Annotated in this window: 7 protein-coding genes; 5 read left to right on the top strand and 2 right to left on the bottom strand. The window is 54.3% G+C overall.

Translation table 11 applies throughout. The features are described 5' to 3' along the window. Nucleotides 1–109 precede the first annotated feature (109 nt). From AC3WQH_RS15290 to AC3WQH_RS15280, 3 genes are all read left to right on the top strand, one after another. On the top strand, nt 110–1,888 hold the full coding sequence (locus AC3WQH_RS15290) for an EAL domain-containing protein (RefSeq protein ID WP_007786706.1): 1,779 nt from the start codon (nt 110–112) through the stop codon (nt 1,886–1,888). Nucleotides 1,889–2,047: 159 nt separating this feature from the next. Continuing rightward, on the top strand, nt 2,048–2,506 hold the full coding sequence (locus AC3WQH_RS15285; RefSeq protein WP_005833659.1) for a GreA/GreB family elongation factor: 459 nt from the start codon (nt 2,048–2,050) through the stop codon (nt 2,504–2,506). 74 nt (nt 2,507–2,580) lie between these two features. Further along, nucleotides 2,581–2,784, top strand: coding sequence for a hypothetical protein (locus AC3WQH_RS15280; protein ID WP_005833657.1), 204 nt, complete (start codon nt 2,581–2,583; stop codon nt 2,782–2,784). Here AC3WQH_RS15280 and AC3WQH_RS15275 read toward each other — a convergent pair. Together AC3WQH_RS15275 and AC3WQH_RS15270 are read right to left on the bottom strand one after the other, a co-directional pair. Then, nucleotides 2,754–3,686, bottom strand: a complete 933-nt coding sequence (locus AC3WQH_RS15275) for an aldo/keto reductase (RefSeq protein WP_007786701.1) — start codon at nt 3,684–3,686, stop codon at nt 2,754–2,756. The two genes, AC3WQH_RS15280 and AC3WQH_RS15275, sit on opposite strands and share 31 nt — an antisense overlap. 60 nt (nt 3,687–3,746) lie before the next feature. Further along, nucleotides 3,747–5,156 carry a sigma-54 interaction domain-containing protein gene (locus AC3WQH_RS15270; RefSeq protein WP_005833653.1) on the bottom strand — a complete coding sequence of 470 codons (1,410 nt, stop codon included), beginning with the start codon at nt 5,154–5,156 and terminating at the stop codon, nt 3,747–3,749. A 188-nt stretch (nt 5,157–5,344) separates the two neighbouring features. Here AC3WQH_RS15270 and pdhA point away from each other — a divergent pair, with 188 nt between their 5' ends. Continuing rightward, the gene (pdhA, locus tag AC3WQH_RS15265; protein WP_005833651.1) at nt 5,345–6,412 is read left to right on the top strand and encodes a pyruvate dehydrogenase (acetyl-transferring) E1 component subunit alpha; all 1,068 of its coding nucleotides are present in this window, start codon (nt 5,345–5,347) and stop codon (nt 6,410–6,412) included. Beyond that, a complete protein-coding gene (locus AC3WQH_RS15260) occupies nt 6,409–7,392 on the top strand; it encodes an alpha-ketoacid dehydrogenase subunit beta (protein WP_005833649.1) in 984 nt (327 codons plus the stop codon). The genes pdhA and AC3WQH_RS15260 overlap by 4 nt, the downstream gene beginning before the upstream one ends. Nucleotides 7,393–7,397 lie beyond the last annotated feature (5 nt).

Raw genomic sequence — 7,397 nt, 5'->3', positions numbered from 1 at the left:
GAACGCTTAGTCATTCAAGAATCCCACCCGTACACCGCAAGGTGGAAGGCTTGCGGCTTTAGCCGTGGGAGTCTCAAAAGGTAACCCAGAAGTTTTGGCTCAATTGAACATGATTAATTTGACGCAAAAAGACCTGGAGCTGATTGCAGGGCTTCGTCCTGTCGTCGTGGAGCAAATTGAGCAAATCACCGCCTCGTTCTACGAAGCGATCCTGCACGTCGATTCATTAAAAGAGATTATTACGAGCCATACGACGGTCAATCGTCTGCGGCAAACGTTGTCCAGCCATTTGATTGAGATGTTCGACGGCCGTATTGATGAGGCTTTTGTTGAAAAACGGATGCGAATTGCCATGGTGCACCAAAAAATCGGGTTGCCCTCGAAGTGGTATATGGGCTCGTTTCAAAATCTGCTCAGCACCTTGCTGCGCATCGTCGATAGTTTGCAAGGCACTCACCCGGACTGCTCCGGTCTGGCACAGGCTGTCACCAAGCTGCTCAGCCTCGAACAGCAGTTGGTTTTGGAAGCGTACGAGCATCAGACGCGGATGGAGGAGCAACGGGCGAAAGCGATTATCGAATACCAGGCGCTTCACGACGATTTGAAGGGCTTGCCCAACCGGAGGAAGCTGCATGTAACGTTGCAGGAGACGATTGAGATAAGCAGGGAGGACAACTCCCGTTTTGCTGTGCTGGTGCTGGATATTGATCGGTTTAAATTGATTAACGATTCGCTTGGACACACGTACGGAGATCGCTTTTTGCAAGAGGTGAGCGACCGCATTCGCAAAAGCACCGAAGGATTCGACGTCATGATCGCGCGGATGGGGGGAGACGAATTTACGCTGATTTGCAAAAACGTGTCCTCCGACCGGGATTTTTCGGAGCTGTCCGAGCAGGTCGTCAAGGAGATTGAGATTCCGTACCGTCTGCAGAGCAACGACTATTACGTCTCGGCGAGCATCGGCATTGCCATCTATCCCGATCACGGCACAACTGTGGAGGAATTGCTGAAAAATGCCGACACGGCGATGTACGAGGTGAAGAAAAACGGCAAGAACGGCTACCAGTTTTTCACCAACGAGCTGGACAACCAACTGCTGCTGCGCTTTGAGCTGGAAAGCGACTTGCGCAAGGCAGTCAAGGAAAATGAGTTTACGCTGTTCTACCAGCCGCAGGTGCAGGCGCTCAGCAATGAAATCATCGGGGTCGAAGCGCTTGTCCGCTGGAACCACCCGACAAAGGGCATGCTCTCGCCGGGCATTTTTATTCCGTTGGCGGAGGAAACAGGACTCATCTACGACATCGGCACATGGACGCTGAGGGAAGCTTGCCGGCAAATGAAAGAATGGCATGATGCAGGCGGGCCGCTCATTCCCGTCTCCGTCAACTTGTCTTCGCGGCAGTTCCACCAGGCGAACCTGGTCGAATACATTCGCGACATCCTGGAAGAAACGGGGCTGGAAGCGAAATATTTGGAGCTGGAAATTACGGAGAGCATGATGATGGACCCGGATTTGTCCACGGAAATTCTCAACAAGCTGAACGATTTTGGGGTGAAAATCAGTCTCGACGATTTTGGTACCGGATACAGCTCGTTGAGTTACCTCAAGCTGTTGCCCATTCATAAGCTGAAAATTGACCGCTCCTTCATTACCGACATCACGCGAAATGCGAGCGACCAGGCTATCGTGGCGACGATCATCTCGATGGCGAAGCATTTGAACATGGACGTGATCGCGGAAGGAATCGAAACACAAGGCCAACTGGACTTTTTGACGGAAAACGCCTGCAAGGAAATTCAGGGCTATTACTTCAGCCGACCGTTGCCAGCAACCGAAGTAGAGGAAACTTTTTTTGTCCCTTACAGACTGTCCCAGCTCTCCTAAGAGATTGACAGCCGATGCATAGAATGGAATCATTTTGTAATTCCTGCTACAATAAAGAGAGTCCCTTCGGGGGCTATTTTTCTAAGGAGGTTTTTTCGATGAAAAACATGGCGTTCATCAAACTCGTCTATGAAAAACAACTGGGGGGTGACATTTATTATGAACCCTAGTATTTTGCAAGGCACGCGAAAGCATCTGATTAACCAGCTTGTCTTTTTCGATGAGCAATATTCGCTCTTTTTCGATCATTATGTCCGGGATTACGGAAAAGAAAAACAGACGGTTGACGACATGATCCAGCGCTACAAGCAGACGCTGGAACAACTGCTCGCCAAAGACGACAGTGCGCTGTTTGAGTCGCTCAAGTCAGTGACTTTGCTTGGCAGCAGCGTGAAGGTGCTATTTGAAGAGGATGGCTTTGAGGAATCATTCACTGTGGTGTACCCCACAGACATTGATCCAGATAACAACAGAATCTCATTCTTGTCGCCCATCGGCAGACAGTTGCTGCTGGCCGCTCCACACGATTTTGTTGTTCTGGAGAGCCCGGTCGGCAGGCAGCAGGTGCAAGTGCGGGAGATAAGCTTTACATATATGGGCGGTTTTTCAGCTCAGTAGTCATGATGAAGGGAAAAGGCGCTAACGGTTCGGTTAGTGTCTTTTCTTTTTCCAGGCAAAAGGAGGAGAGCAAAATGACAGGATACGACCAGCTCGATGGCGTACACATCCCTTGGCAACGGTTGACGACCGCATACGGGCGAGGAACCGAGCTGCCTGCGCTGATGGCAGCGCGCGCCTACGAGAAAATCGCTCCGCTGATCGAGCATCAGAGCACACTGTGGCAAGTGACTCCCACATTATCCCTTTATGGAATCAGGTTGCCCGCCGCTTTGTAGATGCGGTACCATTCTTCCCGGGTCAAGCTCAGGTCTGCCCCTTTGCACGCGTCCTTGAGCCGTTGCGCATTGGTCGTCCCGAGCACTACTTGAATATTGGCGGGATGGCGGGTAATCCACGCGACAGCGATGGCGGTGTTCGTCACCTCGTACTTTTCCGCGATGCTGTCGATCACCTTGTTCAGCTCCGGGAAATGAATCAGGTCGCCGAGAAACGGGCCGCTGAACATGCCGTGCTGGAAAGGCGACCACGCCTGCATCGTAATGTCGTGCAGACGGCAGTATTCCAGAATGCTACTGTCGCGGTTGAGCGATTGGTCTGTTTTCATGTTCAGGGAGATGCCGGAATCGATCAAGGGTGTGTGCGCGATACTGAACTGGATTTGGTTGACCACGAGCTTTTGCGGTATGTACTTTTGCAAGAGCGCGATTTGCGCGGGGTTCTGGTTGGACACCCCGAAATAGTTGACCTTGCCCTGGTCCTGCAACTGCTGAAAAGCTTCCGCGACTTCCTCTGGCTCCATCAACGGGTCCGGGCGATGGAGGAGCAGAATATCCAGATAGTCCGTTTTCAACCGTTTCAATATGCCGTCGACCGAGGCGAGAATATGCTCTTTGGAAAAGTCGTAGTAATTTTCCTTGGAGCGAATGCCGCATTTGCTCTGCAAAATCATTTTCTCGCGAATCGCCGGGTTCATCTGGATGGCGTCGGCAAAATGCGCCTCGCAGCGGCCTTGTCCGTATATATCCGCATGGTCGAAAAAATTGATCCCTTCTTCGAGCGCTGTACGGATCAAGTTTTCCGCTTCTGCCAGGGAAAGCTGGGTCAGGCGCATATTGCCCATAATCATGTTGGAAGCGTGCAACTCGGTGTTTTTGATCGGATAAACCTTCACGTTCATTCCCCCATCCAATTTTTCGCTCCGTAATACTTTCGGCAATCGCGATCGTTGTCCCTACCGCTATTTGATTCCAAGCCCGCGTTTTTTGCGCACGAGCGTCGAGATATTCACCCCGAGCTTGTCCGCGCATTCCTGCATCGTGCTCGTTTCTTTCAATACGCGCTGGATGTATTCCCGCTCAAACCGTTCGACCGCTTCCTTGAGCGCAAGCGGTTGCTCCATTTTAGCCAGATGCAGCGGGAGCGCGCTATGCTGCGAATTGCGAATCGAGGCAGGAAGCTGGTCGTACGTGATGCGTCCATTTTCGCACATGTGGTAGGAGCGCTCCACGACGTTTTTCAGCTCGCGGACGTTCCCTGGCCAGTCGTAATCGACGAGCGCTTCCAGCGCGTCGGTTTCGAGGCGCATTTCCTGCTGGTATTTCCACTCCAGCTTTTTTAAATAGTAGAAAACGAGAGCGGGAATATCTTCCCGGCGTTCGCGCAAGGGTGGGATGGTCAGCGACAGCACGTTCAGCCGGTAGTACAAGTCCTGGCGAAACTGCTTCTGCTCGACCATCGCTTCCAGGTCGCTGTTGGTCGCCGCGATGATCCGCATGTTCACCTGGCGCGACGTTTTTCCGCCCAGCCGCCTGATTTTGCCGTCCTGCAAAACGTTCAGCAGCTTGACCTGCAACGGAAACGGCAAATCGCCGACTTCGTCGAGGAAGACCGTGCCGCTGTGCGCCAGCTCAAACAGTCCTTCCTTCGCCTGGCTGGCTCCGGTGAACGCGCCTTTTTCGTAGCCGAACAATTCCGACTCCAGCAGATGGTCGGGGATCGCCCCGCAGTTGATTTTGATAAACTCGCCCGAGCGTCCGCTCTGTGCGTGAATGTAGTTCGCCAAAACGTCTTTGCCGACGCCGGACTCGCCAAGCAGCAAAATCGGCGAATCGTTGGCCGCAAAGCGATTCGCCAGCGAGACGATCCGGTGCATCATGCTGCTGCGGTAGATGATCTGGCCGCCCGAGTCGATGTCGTTTTGGATCTGCTCTAGCGCGCGTTGGAACGAAGAATTGATCTGGCGCGTTTCCTCCAGCTCCTGCTGCAGCTTGTTCAGCTCGGTAATATCGCGGACGTTGCCGACGACAAACAGCAGCTCCCCGTTTGGATCGAGCAGCGGCGTCGCGGTATTGATCGCCGTCCGGCCGTTGGCGTAATGGATGACGACGCTATGCGTCTGCTTTGTCGCGATCGCTCTGGCGGCGGAGGAATCCGGAACCATGTGCATTTCTTTTTGTTCAATATAACTGAAGTTGTTCAGGATATCAGCAGGAATCCCGGTAATGCTCAAATAGGCGTCGTTGTACAGGAGCACATAGCCGTTGCGGTCGCAGATCGCCAGACCGTCGTGGGAAGTTTTGAAAATGGTCATAATCAACTGGACGAGCTCGGTATTGTCGCTTCCCTGGAAAAATTTGGTCTGATACATGGTGTTCCTCCTTGGGCATGGCTTGTTGCTTGTTTGCAAAATAATCAGAATTGAGCATCCGTGCGCAAAAATGCATATGCAAAATGAATCATCAAGTACATTCGTTGTAAAGAAACCGCTTTCATTCGCTTGGCACGCAACTTGCTCATACGTTATGGTGAACGATGGAGAAAGCGAGGGATGTTTTCATGTCTTCATTATATCAGGTATTGACTCCTGCGGGAGAGCTGACAGCGGCGATTGACGGGCGACTGGATGAGTCCATGATGATAAACATGTATGAACAGATGGTGCGGGTGCGTTTGTTCGACCGCAAGTCGATCCATTTGCAGCGCCAGGGGCGGATGGGGACGTACGCGCCGTTTGAAGGGCAGGAGGCTTCGCAGGTCGGAAGCGCGCTGGCGCTCAAGCCCGGGGATTGGCTGTTTCCCACTTACCGCGATCACGCAGCGGCGATTGTGCATGGACAGTCGATGGCGCGCGTGTTTTTGTACTGGATGGGCCATATGGAGGGCAGCATCAGCCCGAAAGGCTTGAACATCATGCCGCCATGCGTGCCGATTGCGACACAGATGGTTCACGCGGTTGGCACGGCGTGGGCGAGCAAGCTGCAAAACGAGCAGCACGTCAGCCTGGCCTACTTTGGCGATGGGGCGACGTCGGAGGGCGATTTCCATGAAGCGCTCAACTTTGCCGGGGTGTTCCAGACGCCGACGATTTTTTTCTGTCAAAACAACGGCTATGCGATCAGCGTGCCGTTTTCCCAGCAATCTGCTTCGAAAACGATTGCCCAGCGCGCAGCCGCCTATGACATTCCCGGCGTGCGCATCGACGGCAACGATATTTTCGCCGTCTGGCTGACGATGCAAGAAGCGGTGGAGCGGGCTTTGAACGGGCAAGGGCCAACCTTGATCGAAGCGGTGACATTCCGCTACGGCGCCCACACGACCGCAGACGATCCGAAAAAGTACCGCGATCAGGAAAAACTGGCAAAGGAGTGGAGAAGCGAGCGCGATCCGATCCAGCGGCTGCGCACGTTCCTCGTCCGGCGCGGGCTGTGGAACGACGCCAAGGAAGCGGAGCTGATCGCCCGGGCAAACGAGCAGATTGACGCGGCACTGGCGGAAGCGGAGAGCTATCCGAAATCCCGGCCGGAAGACATGTTCAAGCACGTGTACGCAGAGCCGACCTGGATGGCAGTCGAGCAGGAAGGCGAGCTTGCGAAGCCAGCGAAGAAGGAGGACATCCCGGCATGATTCGCAAACTGACGATGATTCAGGCAATTACGGAAGCCATGGATCAAAAGATGGCAGAAGATTCGCGCGTCATGCTGCTCGGCGAAGACATCGGCGTGAACGGAGGGGTTTTTCGCGCGACCGAAGACTTGATTCACAAATACGGGGCCACTCGCGTCGTCGACACGCCGCTGTCCGAGGCGGGCATGATCGGGGCGGCCATCGGGCTTGCCATGAACGGGCTGATTCCGGTCGTCGAGATTCAGTTTCTGGCCTTTATTTATCCCGGCTTCGAGCAGATCGTGTCCCATGCAGCGCGGATGCGTTACCGGACTCGCGGCCAGTACCATGTGCCGATGGTCATTCGCACGCCATACGGCGCAGGCATTCGCGGGCCGGAGCTGCACTCGGAGAGCGTCGAGACGTTTTTTGCCCACGTGCCAGGGCTGAAGGTAGTGGCGCCGAGCACGCCCTATGACGCAAAAGGCTTGCTGATCGCTGCGATGGAAGACCCGGACCCGGTCATCTTTTTGGAGCCGACCAAGCTGTATCGGGCTTTCAAGGAAGAAGTCCCCGAAGAGATGTACTGCGTGCCGATCGGGAAAGCAAAAGTGGTGCGCGAAGGCACGGATATTTCGATTTTTGCCTGGGGAGCGATGCTGCGCGTAGCCGAGGAAGCGGCGAAGCGGATTGAGCGTGAGCAGGGAGCGAGCTGTGAGGTCGTGGACTTGCGCACGATCTACCCGCTCGACCGCGACGCGATTGTCCAGTCGATCAAAAAGACCGGGCGCGCCGTCGTCGTCCACGAGGCGCACAAGACCGCAGGGATGGGAGCGGAAATCATCTCGATCATTAACGATGAGGCGCTGATTTATTTGAAGGCTCCCGTGAAGCGGATTACGGGCTTTGACGTGCCTGTCCCGCAGTTCAGCATCGAGGACGATTATTTGCCGACGCCCGCGCGCGTCATGAGCGGCATAGTGGAAACGCTTACGTTTTAGCGTAA

The sequence above is a fragment of the Brevibacillus sp. FW301-21C12A genome, assembly GCF_058788915.1.
Note: the sequence above shows the minus strand (reverse complement) of the source record. Positions and strands in the feature narration are given on the sequence as shown.

Bases quoted from the DNA above. Each gene is read 5' to 3' on its own strand.
- AC3WQH_RS15290 (WP_007786706.1), top strand. From the start codon at position 110: ATGATTAATTTGACGCAAAAAGACCTGGAGCTGATTGCAGGGCTTCGT.
- AC3WQH_RS15285 (WP_005833659.1), top strand. From the start codon at position 2,048: ATGAACCCTAGTATTTTGCAAGGCACGCGAAAGCATCTGATTAACCAG.
- AC3WQH_RS15280 (WP_005833657.1), top strand. From the start codon at position 2,581: ATGACAGGATACGACCAGCTCGATGGCGTACACATCCCTTGGCAACGG.
- AC3WQH_RS15275 (WP_007786701.1), bottom strand. From the start codon at position 3,686: ATGAACGTGAAGGTTTATCCGATCAAAAACACCGAGTTGCACGCTTCC.
- AC3WQH_RS15270 (WP_005833653.1), bottom strand. From the start codon at position 5,156: ATGTATCAGACCAAATTTTTCCAGGGAAGCGACAATACCGAGCTCGTC.
- pdhA (WP_005833651.1), top strand. From the start codon at position 5,345: ATGTCTTCATTATATCAGGTATTGACTCCTGCGGGAGAGCTGACAGCG.
- AC3WQH_RS15260 (WP_005833649.1), top strand. From the start codon at position 6,409: ATGATTCGCAAACTGACGATGATTCAGGCAATTACGGAAGCCATGGAT.